The sequence below is a fragment of the Halomonas sp. THAF5a genome, assembly GCF_009363755.1.
Lineage (GTDB): Bacteria > Pseudomonadota > Gammaproteobacteria > Pseudomonadales > Halomonadaceae > Halomonas.
Map to the genome: position 1 here is coordinate 2679495 of NZ_CP045417.1, position 15793 is coordinate 2695287.

17 protein-coding genes and 1 tRNA gene are annotated in these 15793 nt (G+C 68.8%); 12 read left to right on the top strand and 6 right to left on the bottom strand.

Annotated features, from left to right (window positions below; genetic code table 11):
• Positions 1-28 precede the first annotated feature (28 nt).
• Positions 29-898: an EamA family transporter gene (locus FIU83_RS12135; protein ID WP_152484277.1), complete on the bottom strand. Its 870-nt coding sequence runs from the start codon at positions 896-898 to the stop codon at positions 29-31.
• Between the two features lie 79 nt (positions 899-977).
• Positions 978-1544, bottom strand: coding sequence for a YqaE/Pmp3 family membrane protein (locus FIU83_RS12140; protein WP_152484278.1), 567 nt, complete (start codon positions 1542-1544; stop codon positions 978-980).
• A 253-nt stretch (positions 1545-1797) separates the two neighbouring features.
• Between FIU83_RS12140 and FIU83_RS12145 the strand changes: the two genes are divergently transcribed.
• From FIU83_RS12145 to putP, 6 genes are all read left to right on the top strand, one after another.
• A complete protein-coding gene (locus tag FIU83_RS12145) occupies positions 1798-2205 on the top strand; it encodes a CBS domain-containing protein (protein WP_152484279.1) in 408 nt (135 codons plus the stop codon).
• 354 nt (positions 2206-2559) lie between these two features.
• Positions 2560-2633 (top strand) — tRNA-Gly (locus FIU83_RS12150).
• A 102-nt stretch (positions 2634-2735) separates the two neighbouring features.
• Positions 2736-3101 carry a hypothetical protein gene (locus tag FIU83_RS12155; RefSeq protein ID WP_152484280.1) on the top strand — a complete coding sequence of 122 codons (366 nt, stop codon included), beginning with the start codon at positions 2736-2738 and terminating at the stop codon, positions 3099-3101.
• A gap of 71 nt (positions 3102-3172) precedes the next feature.
• A complete protein-coding gene (locus FIU83_RS12160) occupies positions 3173-4021 on the top strand; it encodes an AraC family transcriptional regulator (protein WP_152484281.1) in 849 nt (282 codons plus the stop codon).
• A gap of 173 nt (positions 4022-4194) precedes the next feature.
• Complete coding sequence (putA, locus tag FIU83_RS12165; RefSeq protein ID WP_152484282.1) at positions 4195-7386, top strand: bifunctional proline dehydrogenase/L-glutamate gamma-semialdehyde dehydrogenase PutA; 3192 nt, start codon at positions 4195-4197, stop codon at positions 7384-7386.
• Between the two features lie 176 nt (positions 7387-7562).
• Positions 7563-9053, top strand: coding sequence for a sodium/proline symporter PutP (putP, locus tag FIU83_RS12170; protein ID WP_152484283.1), 1491 nt, complete (start codon positions 7563-7565; stop codon positions 9051-9053).
• 99 nt (positions 9054-9152) lie between these two features.
• Here putP and FIU83_RS12175 read toward each other — a convergent pair whose 3' ends face one another.
• Entirely contained in the window at positions 9153-9455 is a 303-nt protein-coding gene (locus FIU83_RS12175) for a hypothetical protein (protein WP_152484284.1), read from the bottom strand.
• Positions 9456-9725: 270 nt separating this feature from the next.
• Here FIU83_RS12175 and FIU83_RS12180 point away from each other — a divergent pair, with 270 nt between their 5' ends.
• Together FIU83_RS12180 and FIU83_RS12185 are read left to right on the top strand one after the other, a co-directional pair.
• A complete protein-coding gene (locus tag FIU83_RS12180; protein WP_152484285.1) occupies positions 9726-10040 on the top strand; it encodes a hypothetical protein in 315 nt (104 codons plus the stop codon).
• A 189-nt stretch (positions 10041-10229) separates the two neighbouring features.
• A complete protein-coding gene (locus FIU83_RS12185; RefSeq protein WP_152484286.1) occupies positions 10230-10856 on the top strand; it encodes an OmpW family protein in 627 nt (208 codons plus the stop codon).
• Positions 10857-10934: 78 nt separating this feature from the next.
• Here the strand turns inward: FIU83_RS12185 and FIU83_RS12190 are convergent, their stop codons facing one another.
• A complete protein-coding gene (locus FIU83_RS12190; RefSeq protein ID WP_152484287.1) occupies positions 10935-11435 on the bottom strand; it encodes a gamma-glutamylcyclotransferase family protein in 501 nt (166 codons plus the stop codon).
• A gap of 8 nt (positions 11436-11443) precedes the next feature.
• Complete coding sequence (locus tag FIU83_RS12195; protein WP_152484288.1) at positions 11444-11776, bottom strand: YqcC family protein; 333 nt, start codon at positions 11774-11776, stop codon at positions 11444-11446.
• A gap of 295 nt (positions 11777-12071) precedes the next feature.
• Here FIU83_RS12195 and FIU83_RS12200 point away from each other — a divergent pair, with 295 nt between their 5' ends.
• From FIU83_RS12200 to FIU83_RS12215, 4 genes are all read left to right on the top strand, one after another.
• The gene (locus FIU83_RS12200; protein ID WP_152484289.1) at positions 12072-13097 is read left to right on the top strand and encodes a DUF3549 family protein; all 1026 of its coding nucleotides are present in this window, start codon (positions 12072-12074) and stop codon (positions 13095-13097) included.
• Between the two features lie 24 nt (positions 13098-13121).
• Positions 13122-13559, top strand: coding sequence for a RimK/LysX family protein (locus FIU83_RS12205; RefSeq protein ID WP_152484290.1), 438 nt, complete (start codon positions 13122-13124; stop codon positions 13557-13559).
• A 64-nt stretch (positions 13560-13623) separates the two neighbouring features.
• Positions 13624-14532: a 30S ribosomal protein S6--L-glutamate ligase gene (gene rimK / locus FIU83_RS12210; protein WP_152484291.1), complete on the top strand. Its 909-nt coding sequence runs from the start codon at positions 13624-13626 to the stop codon at positions 14530-14532.
• Between the two features lie 108 nt (positions 14533-14640).
• Positions 14641-15087 carry a hypothetical protein gene (locus tag FIU83_RS12215; RefSeq protein ID WP_152484292.1) on the top strand — a complete coding sequence of 149 codons (447 nt, stop codon included), beginning with the start codon at positions 14641-14643 and terminating at the stop codon, positions 15085-15087.
• On the opposite strand, the gene FIU83_RS12220 is transcribed toward FIU83_RS12215, so the two are convergent.
• Positions 15008-15790, bottom strand: a complete 783-nt coding sequence (locus FIU83_RS12220; protein WP_152484293.1) for a vancomycin high temperature exclusion protein — start codon at positions 15788-15790, stop codon at positions 15008-15010. The two genes, FIU83_RS12215 and FIU83_RS12220, sit on opposite strands and share 80 nt — an antisense overlap.
• Between the last annotated feature and the right edge of the window lie 3 nt (positions 15791-15793).

Below are 15793 nucleotides of genomic sequence, written 5' to 3' on the forward strand. Positions count from 1 at the left end.
CGATTGGCCGCGGGGCGAGCAAACGGCCTCAGGCGGCGCTCAGGCGGCGGCGCTTGAGCCACCACTCGTTGAGCCACAGCGAACCGACGATGATCGCCCCCCCCACGCCCAGGCGCAGCAGGTCGGCGTCGCGATTCCAGATCAGCAGGTTGACCAGCAGCCCCGCCGGGATCAGCAGGTTGTTCATGATGGCGAGCGCGCCGGCATCGACGCGGGTGGCGCCGAGGTTCCACAGGAAGTAGCCGAGCCCGGAGGCCGCCAGGCCCAGCCACAGCAGCACGCCCCACTGCACGCCGGTGGAGGGCAGGCCCCCGGCGTTGCCGAGCAGCAGGAAGGCCGGCACGGCCACCGCCAGGGCGCCGAGGTAGAACCAGGCGAAGACGCTGTGGCGCGGCAGCGCGTCCGGCAGGCTCGCCGAGAGCCGGCGATAGCCCACCTGGCCGAGGGCGAAGCAGAGGTTGGCGCCCTGCACGACCAGGAAACCGGACCAGAAGCCGCTGTCGAGGCCCTGGTAGCGGATCACCGCCGCGCCCAGCACCGCCAGTGACGCGGTCAGCAGGTAGAAGGGGGTGAAGCGGCCGAACAGGGCATCGTCGAGCAGCGCGATATAGAGCGGCGTGAAGATGGTGAAGAGCAGCACCTCCGGCACCGAGAGCAGCAGGAAGGACTGGTAGAAGAAGATGTACATCACGCCGAGCTGCACCGCCCCCAGCCCCATCAGCGCCAGGCGCTGACCGCCGCGCAGCCGCGCGGGGCGCAGGAACGGCAGGAAGACCAGCGTCGCCAGGCCGATGCGCATCAGCACGGAGAAGTAGCTATCGACCTGACCGGCCAGGTAGACGCCGATCAGCGAGAACGAGAACGCCCAGAGGACGGTGACGCCGACGAGAAGGCCCAAGGTAAACTCCTGAAACATGAGTGGTTGACGGCGATTATACCCACCCCGGCCGCGGCGCCAAGGCCCCGGCGCCGAGCCCTCAGGGCGACGACCGCCGCAGCCACCAGAGCGCGTAGACCACCCCGGGCAGCCAGCCGAGCAGACTCAGCGCCAGGCCGAGCACCACCCGCATCGCCCCGCCCGCCGAGAGGCCGACGGCCAGGGGCGGCAGCAGCACGGCCAGGGCGTAGAGGGCCGCCCTGGGAGCGGGCGCGGGCGGCACCGCCGGGTCCCGGGGCGCTGGCCCCCCCCCTGCGGGAGGCGCGTCGCCTGCGTCCGACGTGTCGCGCGTGGCGGTGCCCGCGGGCTTGTCATCGGCCGTGACCCGCTCGCCGGCGGCCGGCGTGAAGTGGCCGACGCTCGCTTCATGGTCGAGGGCGCGACGGTGGGCCTCGTGATCGATCTTCTGCTCCAGCGTCTCGGCGCCCTCGGCCAGGGTCTCGTGATGGCGCTCCCAGTCCTCCCAGTCGAAGGGGGTGCCGGCGCGCGGCGGTTGCTCCCCCGCCTCGATGGCGCGCGACCAGGCCTTCTCCTCCAGGGTGTTGGGGCGCTCCTGGTCGCGCCCCGCGTCGAGCCCCTTGCGGGCCATGTACTCCCGAGCATCCATGATGCGACTCCCTCGGTCGGTGCACGCCGGCGGCGCCGACGATCGCTGTGCATGAGTGTGCCATATTGGAGCGGCCGAGGGTGACCGGGTTCCCGGTCGCGACGGGGCGCGACATCAGCGTTAACAGCGCCCCATCGCCGCGGCGAGGAGGCGTCGACTATGCTGGGAACGAGACGGGACCGCGCCGAGCGGCCTCGCACCTGGCAACGCGGCGTCCGCCCGCTCATCACTGCCCGGCACAAGGAGCTATGCCATGCCCAACAAGGCCCCCACCATCGTGCGTGAGATCATGTCCCGCGACTGCTACCGGGTCACCGGCCGGACCTCGGTGGCCACCCTGGCCGAGGGCCTCGCGCTGCACCGCCTGCCCGGCGTGCCCGTGGTCGACGAGCGGGACCACCTGATCGGCTTCATCTCGGAACAGGATGTGATGGGCAAGGTGCTGGAGAGCTCCTATCTCGGCGACGAGCCACCGCTGGTCCGCGAGATGATGCGCAACGAGGTGCTGTCGGTGCCGGCGACCAAGAGCATCACCGACCTGGCCCAGGAGATGCTGGGCGCCAAGCCCAAGGTCTATCCGGTGGTCGAGCAGGGCCGACTGGTGGGGATCGTCACCCGCCGCGACGTGCTGAGCGCCCTGATCCGCATGCGTCACTCCTGACCCCCCCCTTCCCCGCCATGACCGCACCCGGCGATGTGCCGGGTGCACGACGGTTCACGCCCGCAGCAATGCCCGGTGTGCGCACAAAGAAAAGCCGCCCCATGAGGCATGGAGCGGCAAGGATCGAAAGTGCAAGCTGAGGCAACAGTGTTAGCGACTGCTATCGCGTTGCTGCCTACGCCACTTCTGACAGCGGTGGAGCGAAAAGTTCGCCGAGGCGCCAAAAAAACTCGCCCGGCATTGGTCGCCCCCCGACGAGGCACCGCGAAACAGCCACTTAGCGCGGACTCGCCAAAAAAGGCCGCGACGCGCTTGCAAAGGCTAACCACTTGGTTTTACTATCCAATTCCCTTCGCGGGTGTAGCTCAATGGTAGAGCAGAAGCTTCCCAAGCTTAAGACGAGGGTTCGATTCCCTTCACCCGCTCCACGCCCCGGCGTGCCGCCTCAGCCCTAGACCTCATCCGCCTCCGGATCCGCCGCACCGCCGCTGAGCGATCGGGACCTGCTCGCCTGCACGGAGCCGCGCACCATGTCCATTTTCCTGCTGGTCCTCACCGTCTGCCTGGTCATCTTCGGCGGCATGATCGCCCTGATGATGCTCTCCGGCACCCCACGCTACCGCACGGAGCCCGAACAGCTGATCGCGCTGTTCGACAGGGCGCTGTCCAGCAGCGTCAGCGAGGCCGAGTGGGACACCGTCATCGGCTACCCGATCCGCCACGACGATTACCTGGAGGGGATTCGTCGCCGGGCCCAGCGCCTGATGGAGGAGCACGGGCGGCATGGTCGCATCGCACGCGGCAAGCCGCTGCTCGACGACGAGGGCCGGGAGGAGCTGGCGGCCCTGCGCGACCACCTGGCCGCCCACACCGCCCTGCGCCGCCGCGAGGATTGACGCCGAGCGTTGAAGCCTCGCCTGGTATACTGTGGTGTCATGCCGCTGACACGCCCAGCCGGAGGCCCTTCATGACCAGCGCCATCCGTCAGATTCCCCTCGACACCGCGATCCATCACCACGCCCACGACTTCCACCAGATCGTGATCGGCCTGCGTGGCGAGGCGGAGTTCGAGATCGAGGGGCTGGGTGGCGCCATCTCGGCCTTCACCGGCTGCATCGTGCCGGCCAACCACCTGCACTACTACGTCGGCAACGGCGACAACCGCCAGCTGATCCTCGACGTGCCCCACGACGCCTTCGCCGTGACAGGCCACCAGCGCGACCTGATCCAGCTGTTCGACGCGCCGCGCTTCTTCGCCCTCGATGCCGCCCTGCGCCACTACCTCGATTTCCTGCTCCAGGAGCTGAACCTGCTGGCCCCCGAGGGTCGCCTGGATGCCCTGCACGGCGAACGACTGGCCGGCACCCTGCTCGGCTCCCTGCACGCCCGACTGGCCAACGAGCCCGCCGCGCCCGCTCGCCGCCTCGACCTGGCGGCCATCGACCGCTTCATCGACCACCATCTGGGCGAGCGGCTTCGCGTTGCCGACCTGGCCGCCCAGGCCTGCCTGAGCGAGGCGCACTTCAGCGAACGCTTCCGTCAGAGCACGGGCATCTCGCCGTGGCAGTACGTGATGCGCCGCCGGCTGGAGAGCGCCCGGCGCCTGGTGCAGCAGAGCCGGCTGCCGCTCTCCGAGATCGCCGCACGCACGGGCTTCACGAGCCAGAGCGCCCTGTCGCGCGCCTGCCGACAGGCCTTCGGTCGACCGCCGAGCCAGCTGCGCCGCGACCCGGGCGGCCAGCTGGCCCCGCCGCCCCCCGCCCTCGCGGGGTCGGGGTCGGGGTCGGCGACGGCCAAGCCCCTTAGACGAAAGTAGAAATTTCAACCGTTTCACGGCCAGAATCCGTGAAACCGTTAAATTCTCCCGGGAATTCGCCAAGCAGGACGGCACGCACGCTCCTACCCTCAACGCATCTCCCGCGCCCGCCAGGGACACCCTGTGGCGGCCGGGCATCGCCCTCTGACGACGGCTAACACTTGGGGAGTTTGATGCTAAACGCCAATAACATGCTGGCCGGCGAGACCTGGCAGCAGGATCTCGATACCCTCTTTGCCCGCATCAGCGATCACTACGCGATCGACGAGGAAGCCTTCGTGGGCGAGCTGGTCGACCTGCTGTCCGCCGACGAGGCCGATTTCAAGCGCACCGCCCGGCAGGCGGCCGAGCTGGTGCGGGAAGTGCGCGAGATGGATACCGCCGTGGATTCCATCGACGAGCTGCTGCAGCAGTACAGCCTGGACACCCACGAGGGCCTGATGCTGATGTGCCTGGCCGAGGCGATGCTGCGCATCCCCGACAAGGCCACGGCCGACGCCCTGATCGAGGACAAGCTGGGCCCGTCGGACTGGAAGTCGCACCTGGGGCAGAGCGAGTCCTGGTTCGTCAACGCCTCGACCTGGGGCCTGCTGATGACCGGCCGCGTCATCAACCTGGACAAGCCCAAGGAAGGCAAGCCCGCCCACTTCATCAACAAGCTCGTCAACCGCATGGGCGAGCCGGTGATCCGCCGCGCCATGTACGAGGCGATGAAGATCATGGGCAAGCAGTTCGTGCTGGGTCGCGACATCGAGGAGGCGCTCAAGCGCTCCAAGCCGCTGTTCGACAAGGGCTACACCTACTCCTACGACATGCTCGGCGAGGCCGCCCGCACCCGGGCCGACGCCAAACGCTACTTCGACTCCTACGCCGCGGCCATCAAGAGCGTCGGCCAGACCAGCAAGGCCCTCTCGGCCAGCACCCCCGCGCCGTCGATCTCCATCAAGCTCTCGGCCCTGCACCCCCGCTACGAGTTCGGCCGCCGCGAGCAGGTCCTCGAGGAGCTGGTCGCCACGGTCCGCGAGCTGGCGGCCATGGCCCGCGAGCGCGATGTCGCCATGACCATCGACGCCGAGGAGGTCGACCGCCTGGAGCTGTCGCTGGAGGTCTTCCGCGCGGTCTACGAGAGCGACACCTGCCGCGGCTGGGGCCATTTCGGCCTGGTCGTGCAGGCCTACGCCAAGCGCGCCCTGCCGGTGCTGCACTACCTCAACCGCCTGGCCGACCGCCAGGGCGACGAGATCCCCATGCGCCTGGTCAAGGGCGCCTACTGGGACACCGAGATCAAGGAGTCCCAGCAGATCGGCGCCGACGGCTACCCGGTCTACACTCGCAAGGCCAATACCGACGTCGCCTACCTGGCGTGCGTGACCTTCCTGCTCTCGGACAACACCCGCGGACGCATCTTCCCGCAGTTCGCGACCCACAACGCGCACACCATCAGCACCATCCTGGAGCTCGCCAACGAGGCCAGGCGCCCGTTCGAGTTCCAGCGCCTGCACGGCATGGGCGAGGCGCTCTATGACGCCGCCCTCAAGCGCGCACCGAAGGGCACCTACTGTCGCATCTATGCCCCGGTGGGCGCCCACAAGGACCTGCTGCCCTACCTGGTGCGCCGCCTGCTCGAGAACGGCGCCAACTCCTCCTTCGTGCACCAGCTGGTCGACCCGCGCGTGCCGGTGGAGTCCCTGTGCGTCCATCCGGTCGAGACGCTCAGGCAGTATCCGACCTATGCCAATCATCGGATCCCGCTGCCCAAGGACATCTACGGCCCGGCGCGGCGCAACTCCCGGGGGGTCAACCTCAACATCAACAGCCAGTTCCGGCCGCTGATGGACGAGATGGCGACCTTCATGGACAAGGAGTACCACGCACGGCCGCTGCTGGCCTTCGAGGTCGCCGAGAACGCCGGCGCCCGCCACGACGTCTTGTGCCCCTTCGACCGTCGCGTCAGGGTCGGCAGCGTGCAGTGGACCTCCCGGGACCAGGCCGCCAGGGCCGTCGACGCCGCCTGGGCGGCCTTCCCGCGCTGGGACGCCACGCCGGTGACCGAGCGCGCCGCCATCCTGCGCCGCCTCGGCGACCTGATGGAGGAGAACCTCGCCGAGCTTATGACGCTCTGCTCCCGCGAGGGCGGCAAGCTCCTGACCGACGGCGTCGACGAGATCCGCGAGGCGGTGGACTTCTGCCGCTACTACGCGGCGCGCGCCGAGGAGCTCTTCGGCACCACGACCCGCCTGCCGGGACCCACCGGCGAATCCAACGAGCTGATGATGGGCGGCAAGGGCGTGTTCGCGGCGATCAGCCCCTGGAACTTCCCGATCGCGATTTTCTGCGGCCAGGTCGTGGCCGCCGCCGTCGCCGGCAACCCGGTGCTGGCCAAGCCCGCCGAGCAGACCTCGCTGGCCGCCAACCGCATCATCGAGCTGCTCCACGAGGCCGGCATGCCCCGCGACGTGGTGCAGCTGCTGCCCGGCGACGGCCCCACCGTGGGCAGCGTGCTGAGCGGCGACCCGCGCATCACCGGCGTGGTCTTCACCGGCGGCACCGACACCGCCCAGATCATCAACCGCGCCCTGGCGGCCCGCGAGAACGCCCCTCTGCCGACGCTGATCGCCGAGACCGGTGGCATGAACGCCATGATCGTCGACTCCACCGCCCTGCCCGAGCAGGTGGTGGCCGACGTCATCCAGTCGGCCTTCCAGAGCGCCGGCCAGCGCTGCTCCGCCCTGCGCGTGCTCTACGTCCAGGAGGACGTGGCCGACCGGGTCATCGAGATCCTCAAGGGCGCCATGGAAGAGCTGCACGTGGGCGACCCACGCCACCTGGGCACCGACGTGGGCCCGGTGATCGACGAGGAGGCCCGCCGGGGCCTGATGGCGCACATCGAGACGCTCAAGGGTGAAGGCCGCCTGGTCGCCGAGACGCGACTCGACCCGACCCACACCGCCCAGGGCACCTTTGTCGCGCCGGTGGCCTTCGAGATCGACGGCATCGAGGCCCTGGAGCGCGAGCAGTTCGGCCCCATCCTGCACATCGTGCGCTACCGGGCCAGCGAGATCGATCGAGTGATCGACTCCATCAATGGTCGGGGGTATGGTCTGACCTTCGGCGTGCATAGCCGTAATCAGAGCTTCGCCGACGAGATCGCGCAGAAGATCCGTGCCGGCAACGTCTACATCAACCGCAATATCATCGGTGCGGTCGTGGGCGTACAGCCCTTCGGGGGCCAAGGGCTCTCGGGGACCGGTCCCAAGGCCGGCGGTCCGCACTACCTGCTGCGCTTCGCCACCGAGAAGACCGTGACGGAGAACACGGCCGCCCTGGGTGGTAACGCGTCGCTGCTGGCGCTAGGCGACGAGTGATCCCCGCTCGTCATCACAACAAGACGGAAGGAACCCCTGATGATCGAAGACAACGCCGCAACCGGCTCCCTCTCCGCGTCCTTTCCGAGCGCGATGCCTGGCATCGCCGCTCTGGTCTGAGGCGCACTAACAACTTGTCGGCGCTACATCCGACCCAATAATTTGGAGAAGTTCTTATGGCTATTGGTGTGTGGATCAGTCTATTCGCCTACTTTGCGCTCATGATCGCCATCGGCTTTTATGCCATGCGCAAGTCCACGTCCACGTCCGAGGATTACATGCTGGGCGGTCGGGCCCTCAGTCCCCAGGTCGCCGCCCTGTCGGCCGGGGCCTCCGACATGAGCGGCTGGCTGCTGCTGGGCCTGCCCGGGGCCATGTTCGTGTCGGGCCTCGGTTCGGCCTGGATCGGCATCGGCCTGCTGGTGGGGGCGTTCTTCAACTGGACGCTGGTGGCACCGCGTCTTCGCGAGCAGACGCTCCACTACAATGACGCGATCACCATTCCGGAATTCCTGGGCAACCGCTTCCCGACCCAGGCCATCCCGCTCCGGACGGTGTCCGCCATCGTCATCGTGGTGTTCTTCGCGGTCTATACCGCCTCGGGCCTCGTGGCGGGCGGCAAGCTGTTCGAGAGCGCCTTCGCCGGGGTCATCAACATCGGCGGCATGAGCGACTACGCCGCCGGCGTGGCGATCACCCTGGTCGTGGTGCTGGCCTACACGGTGGTCGGCGGCTTCCTGGCCGTGAGCATGACGGACTTCGTGCAGGGCTGCATCATGATGCTGGCCCTGGTGATCATGCCGGCGGTCGTGCTCTTCGGCGAAGGGGGCGGCGGCTTCAGCCAGGCCTCCCAGACCCTGACCGAGGTCGACCCCACGCTGCTCTCCTGGACGGACGGGCTGACCATCGTCGGCTGGCTGTCCGCGGTGACCTGGGGGCTCGGCTACTTCGGACAGCCGCACATCATCGTGCGCTTCATGGCCATCCGCTCCCAGAAGGACGTCCCCATTGCCCGCAACATCGGCATGAGCTGGATGCTCATCTCCCTGGTCGGCGCGGTCTCGCTGGGCATCTTCGGCCGGGCCTACGCCGTGCGTAACGGCATGAACGTGGAGGACCCGGAGACGATCTTCATCATCCTCGCGGACCTGCTGTTCCACCCGCTGGTCACCGGCTTCCTCTATGCGGCACTGCTGGCCGCGATCATGAGTACCATCTCCAGCCAGCTGCTGGTGTCGTCCTCCTCGCTGACCGAGGACTTCTACCGCCTCTTCCTGCGCAAGGAGGCGAAGGAGAAGGAGGTCGTCGCCATCGGCCGGGCGTGCGTCGTGCTGGTGGGCCTGGTGGCCGCCGTCATCGCCTCGGATCCCACCTCCAAGGTGCTGGGGCTGGTCAGTAACGCCTGGGCAGGCTTCGGTTCGGCGTTCGGCCCGCTGATCATCCTCTCGCTGATGTGGCCGCGCACCAACGGTGCCGGTGCCCTGGCGGGCATGATCGTCGGTGCCCTCACCGTGATGCTCTGGATCAACCTGGGCTGGAACGCCTCGTTCATGGGCGGCCCCGGCGTCTACGAGATCATCCCCGGCTTCATCGCGGCCTTCATCGCCATCCTGGTGGTGAGCAGCGTGACCGCCGATGCCGGCGAGTATCGGGAAATCTCTCGCTGACGGACCATCCCGTCGCTTCAGACAGTGAAAGGGCCCCTCTCGGGGCCCTTTTGCATGGGGGATGACACGCCCTCCCGGGGCTTACCCCAGGCCTCGGGTTCAGCGCCACAGCTCGAGGCACACCGCCACGGCCGCCACTCCCCACAGGGCCCAGCGGCTCGAGGGCGCGCCCGTCAGGCGCCACAGCCGGCCCTGCCCCACCTCGAGCGCCAGCGGTCGCAGGAAGGCCGCCCCCAGCGCCCAGGCGCCGACCAGGACCAGCGGCAGGCGCCACGTCATCGGCAGCGCGAGCAAGGGCTCGGGGCGCAGCAGCAGCCAGACCGCCAGCCCCGCCGCCAGCAGCAGCGTCAACAGCGGACGATCGAGGCGACCGCGCCCCGCCCCGCGAGAAGTAAAGAGCATTCGACCCGCCATGTCCGGCTCCGATGGCCACGTCCCCCTTGAGTGAAGCCGAATTTCGGCGCGCTTTCGAGGCGGCATCCCGAGAGCGGCAAAAAAGTTGTACAATAGCTATAAACAACAACTATGCTGCGTAAGCATACCACCGAACAGATGGGACTTTTCCCGATCCCACCCAGAGAAAATGCGACAAGACATTAACAGGGCGTGAGCACCCGGCGTGCAGGCACCGGCCGGCGGTGCGCCCCTACCCCCTGAGACGAGGACCCTCCCATGAGTGACAGGCACCAGATCGCCACGATCGCCCTGACGGCAGCCGGCCTCGCCGCCTCGCACATGGTGATGGCCCTCGGCGTGGGCGACGTCTTCCCCGCCCCGCAGGGCGTCAACGTCAGCGAGACGACCGAGCGACGGCTCGACATCGCGGGCCTCGACAGGGCCAACCCCCTTCCTTACCGGCATCTGTCCGAGGAGGCACTCGAGGAGCTGGACGCCGACACGCCCCTTGGCCGGGTCGGCGAGACGGCATGGGGCGAGGCCCTCCTCGATCCCGCCCCCCTCGGCCACGACGCCACCTTCCACTTCTAGGCATTTGCGAATACCGGCCCCATGGGAATGTCCGCCGAAGCGCGGGCATTCCCATGGAGCCATGCCGTCAGTGGCATGACGCCCAACCCTTGCGCTGGATCAAGATTCACCGGAACGGACACCGATAGACTGTCGGCATGTTCCGGAGGCGGCAAGGCCGCCGCCCTCTCTTCCACCAGGAGACGACCCATGCGCAAGAGTGCCCTTTCTTCCCTGCTCGTGGCCGGCATTGCCACCGCCGCCTTCACCACCAGCACCCAGGCCTTCGCCTACGGCGCCGGGGACTTCTTCGCCCGCGTGGGCGTCGCCAAGGTCGATCCCAAGAGCGATAACAGCGACATTCTTGGCGGAGCCGATGTTGAGGTCGATGACGATAGCGCCTTCGCCTTTACCCTGGGCTACCGCTTCACCGACAAGCTGGGCGTCGAGCTGCTGGCCGCCGAACCCTTCGACCACGACTTCCAGGTCGAGGGTGTGACCGGTGGCTCCGTCGATCACCTGCCGCCGACCCTGACCGTGCAGTACTACCCGCTGGGCGGCACCGACGCCCGCGTGCAGCCCTACGCCGGCATCGGCATCAACTACACCACGTTCTCCGATGAAGAGCTGGACGCGGACCTTCCCGTCGAATTCGACGACTCCTGGGGTGCGGCCGGCCAGGTGGGCGTCGACCTGCTGATCGACGACCACTGGGCCCTCAACGCCGCCGCCTGGTACCTGGACATCGACACCGATGTGACGGTCGATGGCAGCGACGCTGGCGAGGTCGAGATCGACCCGGTGGTGGTGATGGCCGGCGTCAGCTACCGCTTCTGATCGCCCCGCCCGACACGACGAGGCCCGCCAATCGGCGGGCCTCGTCGTATCTGGGGCCAAACGTGGCGAACCGGGCCGCTAGCGTGGGGTATCCCGCGAGAGCCCCAGGGCGGCCAGGGTCGTCGCATCGAGTCCGGCCACCGCCTCCACCGCGGCGAGGCGGGCATGGTAGCCGGGCGACAAAAAGGGCTTGCCGGCCAGCAGGTGATCGAGATACTCCCGCGCCGGGCGCAACGCCTCGGCGGTGGTGCCCGGCGCGGCGATATAGACCCAGGCCTCGATGGCCCCCTCGCGCGTGACGATCGGCAGGCGATGCCGGTCGTAGTCGTGGGGGTAGCCCTCGAAGGGGTCCATGTCGCGGATCTGGTCGGGGTGCTCGAGCTCGAACAGCGCCCCCTCCACCCGCTCGCCGGCGGACGCCGCCACGTTGGCATGGGCGATGCCCGCCACCCTCGAGGCCTTGTCGAAGCGCAGGCCGTGGTCGTGCAGCACCCCGGCCAGCGCCCGGCGGGTCCGCCCGATGCGGGCGGCGACCCGGGCGGCATTCATGTTGCTGCCGTAGGCGAAATAGAAGGGCATCGGCGGCCTCAGTTCTCGGTGACCAGGCGGTCGATCTCCTCGACCACGCGGCACATCAGCAGCCGGTCGCTGGGGCGCGCGCCCTCCTGCTTCAGCCAGGCCTCCACCGCCGGCGCCACCTCGCACTTGGCCGGCATCGGCGCGCGCCGCTCGACCAGCGTCTCCAGGCGCACGATGAAGACGAAGCGCAGCCACTGGGGCAGCGTCATGGTGTCGACGCAGAACGGCTGCACGCTGTCGAAGGCGGGCGACTCGGGCCGCTCCATGCGCCACAGGCTGGCGGCCTTCATGGTGGCCTCGAGCTCGCGCAGGGCGTCCCCGAGTTCGTCGTGAACGGTCATGGTCAATCCTCCGGTAGGTTTGCCGCCATTATCCCCGTTCGCCCCCGCGGCTGGCCACCCCGGGCGGGTTATCCACCGCACGGCAGGGCCAACGACGTCCCTGTGCACAATGCACAGATACCCTGAACGGCCCTGTGGATAAACACTGGAAAGGTGTCGCCCGGCCAGGCCTCATGGGACTCGACGCCACTTGATCAGGAAATGACCAGCGCGGCGACCGCGCGACGACATCCCGAGGCGGCTGACAGCGTCCCGGCGCCGCGGTAGAGTGCACGGTTCGTGACCCGGAGACAGCATGCAAGCGATCAACAGCCTCCACGACTTCTTCCAGCGCAGCGGCGCCGAGGTGCGGCTCTATCACCTGGGGCGGCGCGTCGAACCCTGCCCGCTCGAGACCCTGGCCGCCTTCGAGGCCGGCGAGCGGGCCTGGCCGGCGCCGTGGCAGGGTAGCGCGCGCCTGGCCATGGTCTTTCGCCTGGGCGACATGGACGACCCGCTGATCTGGTTCCTGGCCCTGCCGCTGGACGAGCAGGGCCACCTGAACCCGGCGCCCCGCGACGCCTTCGTGCAGCGCCTGCTGGAGACCCTGGGCCGCAGCGTACAGGGCCTGGGCCGGGCCGAGGGCGAGCGGATCGACAACCTGATGAAGGACAACCCGCTGGCCTTCACGCCCTCGCTGCCCTTCCGGGCCGTGCTGCACGCCCGCGCCACCCGGGACGCCGGCCTGCCGGCCAGCGAACACCTGGAGCCCGCCGAGGCCTACCTGACCGGGCAGCAGGCGATCGACTGGCGCGCCCTGGGGTTGCAGGGGCTGGCCGATGCCGCGGTACGGCTGGATGCCACCGCCCGCCGCGCCGTCGCCGCCCGCCTCGACGCCCTGCCCGGCGAGGTGCTGACCCCGCTCTGCTACTGCCTGGAGCACGTGGCCATCGACGACGCGCTCGCCCGGGCGCTGCGCCGGCGGGGCGAGGCCGCCGCCGCCGATGGCGATATCGAGACCTTCTGCGCCTGCGTGCGCGCCGTGGGTGGCGCGTCGACCGAGCAGGCGGGCGCCTGGTTCGATGCCCTGCTCGACGATCCCGATGCCTGCGGTCCCGACCTGCTGGCGGCCATGGCCGCCCGCGGCTGGCACCACCTGGAGGATGGCGAGCGCCTGCCGCGCTTTCTCACGCGCCTGGCCGAGGCGCCCGGTACCGACTTCATGGCGGTGGCCCGCGACCTGGCCCTGATCCCGCGGCTGCGCCTGCCGCTGCTGATGACGCTGCGCGAGGCCGAGGCGGACACCGCCATTGGCCGTCGCCTGGCCGACCTGTCACGCTGAGCGCCGAGACCTGGGAGCGAGACGATGAAAGAACTGCCCTATACCCCCAAGGCGGTGATCGGTCGCCGCGAGATGGTGACCCTGCCGGAGCTGCACCTGACCCTGTGCGCCAAGGCCGACACCGGCGCCCGAACCTCGGCGCTGCACGCCGAGGACATCGAGTCCTACGAGGAGGATGGTCACCTCTGGGTCGCCTTCACCACCCGCAGCGGCGGGCCCGATACGCCGGCCCACGTGCATCGCCTGCACCTGCATGATCGGCGCCGGGTCACCAGCTCCAACGGCCAGTCCGAGTGGCGCTACGTGATCCGCACGACCATGCAGCTGGGCACCCTCGCCTTCCCGGTGGAGCTCAGCCTCACCGACCGCCGCGACATGCGCCATCCCATGCTGCTGGGGCGACGCGCGCTGCGTCGCCTGCTGGTCGCCCCCGGCGTCGCCTTCCTCCACGGCGAGCCCTGAACACCACGACCTCACTGTCCGGTACCGCCCACGCCCCAACCGCCCCGACCCGGAGTCCCGCTGAATGCATATCGCGCTGCTGTCCCGCAATCGCAACCTCTACTCCACGCGGCGCCTGATCGAGGCCGCCGAGCAGCGCGGCCACACGGCGCGCGTGGTCGACACCCTGCGCTGCTACATGAGCATCGCCTCGCACCATCCCTCGATCCACTACAAGGGCGAGGAGCTCGAGCCGTTCGATGCGGTGATCCCGCGCATCGGCTCCTCGGTCACCTTCTACGGCTGCGCGGTGCTGCGCCAGTTCGAGATGATGGGCACCTACGTGCTCAACGACAACGTCTCCATCACGCGCTCCCGGGACAAGCTGCGCTCGCTGCAGCTGCTGTCGCGCAAGGGGCTGGGGCTGCCGATCACCGGCTTCGCTCACTCCCCGGACGACATCCCCGACCTGATCACCATGGTCCGCAACGCGCCGCTGGTCATCAAGCTGCTGGAGGGCACCCAGGGCATCGGGGTGGTCCTGGCCGAGACCAATCAGGCCGCGGAAAGCGTGATCCAGGCCTTCATGGGCATGAAGGCCAACATCATGGTGCAGGAGTACATCAAGGAGGCGAAGGGCGCCGATATCCGCTGCTTCGTGATCGGCGACAAGGTGGTGGCGTCGATGAAGCGCCAGGCGGCCGAGGGCGAGTTTCGCTCCAACCTGCACCGCGGCGGCAGCGCCAGCACCATCCGCATCACCCCGGAGGAGCGCTCCACGGCCATCCGGGCGGCCAAGGCGATGGGGCTCCGGGTCGCCGGCGTCGACCTGCTGCGCTCCAACCACGGCCCGGTGATCATGGAGGTCAACTCCTCTCCCGGGCTGCAGGGCATCGAGTCGGCCACCGGCAAGGACATCGCCGGGCTGATCATCGAGCACCTCGAGCGCAACGCCGCTCCTCGGCGCAAGGTGCCGCCTCGCCCGAAAGGATGAGGCCTGCGGCCAAAGGCTAACGGCGAACCCGCGATTTATTGAGCCGCGGGGGTGGCAAATGCACGGCGACAGCCCCACAATCTGCGTCACCGGAGGAGGTGACCGCTCATGTTTCTCGACAATCGCCAGGTGGCGATGGACAGTGCCCTCGAGGCGATGGCCGACAGCATCGATTATTTCCAGGACAATCTCGAGCGCCTGCACCCGGCGCTGCGCGATAGCCTGAAGCCCCACTATGAGGCGCGTCGTCGATCGATGCAGAAGCTTCAGGAGCTGTCGCGCAAGCACCTCAACCTGCTGCCCCGCGATGCCGACGTCGAGCGCGACGACTACATGTGGCTGTGGAGCCGCCTGAAGAGCTTCGTCGGCAACGAGAGCCTGGTGGTCATCGGCGAGCTGCTCGAGCAGGAGCGGGTGCTGATGCAGGCCCTCTCCACGCTCTTCACCCACCCGCTTCCCGAGCCGCTCGAGCCGGTCATCGAGGAGTGCTGGAAGGGCTGTCGGTCGCTGATTCAGGAGCTGTATCGCCTGCAGAAGCAGCGCCAGAAACGCTGAACATGCCCGGCGGCAGCAGCAGCCGCTCGCGCTCCGCCGGCGTGATGTCCAGCGGCTCGAGCGGCCCCAGGAAGTGCGGCTCGCGCCCCCACAGGTAGAGATCCCCCAGCGTGGCCACCCGCGCCACCCACTCGCGCAGCTTGAGGCGCCAGAGCCCCGCCACCGCGCGCTCCGGCGCCGCGCAGCCGCGCACCTCCAGCCCCAGCGCCTCGCCGATGAACAGCGCCCGCGGCAGGTGCCAGCCCTGGGTGATCAGCAGCGCGCGCTCCACGCCGAACACGTCCCGCGCCCGCGCCAGGGTATCGAAGGTGCTGAAGCCGGCATAGTCCAGGGTCATGTCCACGTCGCGCACGTCGCGCCCCCTGAGGTCGCGCCACATGGTCACCGGCTCGTTGTAGTAGCGGGTGCTGTTGTCGCCCGAGATCAGCAGGTGATCGACCCGCCCCTGGTGGATCAGGTGGGCAGCGGCCTCCATGCGCCCCTCGAAGTGGGGGTTGCGGCTGCCGCTGCGGGTCCAGTGGGAGGTGCCGAAGACGATGCCCACCGGCTCGCGGACGCACTGCGCGGAGACCGGCTCGATGCGCCCCACGGTGCGCCCCAGCACATAGACGTTGGCCAGCACGAACAGCAGAAACGCCAGGAGCGCGAGCGCTCCCAGCGTCATCAATACCCCCTTGCAGGCCGTCCAGAGTGACAGGCGCATGGA

Excerpts from the sequence above, each read along its gene's own strand:
- FIU83_RS12140 (WP_152484278.1), bottom strand. The coding sequence starts at position 1,544 with ATGGATGCTCGGGAGTACATGGCCCGCAAGGGGCTCGACGCGGGGCGC.
- FIU83_RS12195 (WP_152484288.1), bottom strand. The coding sequence starts at position 11,776 with ATGACCGTTCACGACGAACTCGGGGACGCCCTGCGCGAGCTCGAGGCC.
- FIU83_RS12190 (WP_152484287.1), bottom strand. The coding sequence starts at position 11,435 with ATGCCCTTCTATTTCGCCTACGGCAGCAACATGAATGCCGCCCGGGTC.
- FIU83_RS12160 (WP_152484281.1), top strand. The coding sequence starts at position 3,173 with ATGACCAGCGCCATCCGTCAGATTCCCCTCGACACCGCGATCCATCAC.
- putA (WP_152484282.1), top strand. The coding sequence starts at position 4,195 with ATGCTAAACGCCAATAACATGCTGGCCGGCGAGACCTGGCAGCAGGAT.
- putP (WP_152484283.1), top strand. The coding sequence starts at position 7,563 with ATGGCTATTGGTGTGTGGATCAGTCTATTCGCCTACTTTGCGCTCATG.
- FIU83_RS12215 (WP_152484292.1), top strand. The coding sequence starts at position 14,641 with ATGTTTCTCGACAATCGCCAGGTGGCGATGGACAGTGCCCTCGAGGCG.
- rimK (WP_152484291.1), top strand. The coding sequence starts at position 13,624 with ATGCATATCGCGCTGCTGTCCCGCAATCGCAACCTCTACTCCACGCGG.
- FIU83_RS12220 (WP_152484293.1), bottom strand. The coding sequence starts at position 15,790 with ATGCGCCTGTCACTCTGGACGGCCTGCAAGGGGGTATTGATGACGCTG.
- FIU83_RS12155 (WP_152484280.1), top strand. The coding sequence starts at position 2,736 with ATGTCCATTTTCCTGCTGGTCCTCACCGTCTGCCTGGTCATCTTCGGC.
- FIU83_RS12145 (WP_152484279.1), top strand. The coding sequence starts at position 1,798 with ATGCCCAACAAGGCCCCCACCATCGTGCGTGAGATCATGTCCCGCGAC.
- FIU83_RS12180 (WP_152484285.1), top strand. The coding sequence starts at position 9,726 with ATGAGTGACAGGCACCAGATCGCCACGATCGCCCTGACGGCAGCCGGC.
- FIU83_RS12185 (WP_152484286.1), top strand. The coding sequence starts at position 10,230 with ATGCGCAAGAGTGCCCTTTCTTCCCTGCTCGTGGCCGGCATTGCCACC.
- FIU83_RS12175 (WP_152484284.1), bottom strand. The coding sequence starts at position 9,455 with ATGCTCTTTACTTCTCGCGGGGCGGGGCGCGGTCGCCTCGATCGTCCG.
- FIU83_RS12205 (WP_152484290.1), top strand. The coding sequence starts at position 13,122 with ATGAAAGAACTGCCCTATACCCCCAAGGCGGTGATCGGTCGCCGCGAG.
- FIU83_RS12200 (WP_152484289.1), top strand. The coding sequence starts at position 12,072 with ATGCAAGCGATCAACAGCCTCCACGACTTCTTCCAGCGCAGCGGCGCC.